Below are 349 nucleotides of genomic sequence, written 5' to 3'. Positions count from 1 at the left end.
CGGGCGCGCCCGATGGCGGTGACGCTGCGGTGCAGCCGGCCGCGGCGCCCACGGTGGCCGCTACGGCGCCTGCCGTGGTGAACTGAGCGCGCGATTGGCGAAAGGCTTTGCGGGCAAAGGCGTGGGCGGGGCAAAGTCCTTGCAACAAGGCTCGACTTCGCGCGCGCGGTGCGGCACTTTGCGGCCATTGCACCACACGCCCTGATACCGGACCCGAAACGCGCAGAACGGGCCGATGCATATAGCTTTTCAGGAACGGACATGCGCTGGGGGGCGGATGTTGCCGTGGGGCGGCAGATGATCGAGACGGGAGTTACCATGAAGACCTTGTTCCGCCGGGCCAGCCCCG

Origin of the sequence: Novosphingobium sp. B-7, from assembly GCF_000410615.1 — a bacterium.
GTDB lineage: Bacteria > Pseudomonadota > Alphaproteobacteria > Sphingomonadales > Sphingomonadaceae > Novosphingobium > Novosphingobium capsulatum.
The sequence above is the reverse complement of the archived record's forward strand: the minus strand, read 5'-3'. Positions refer to the sequence as shown.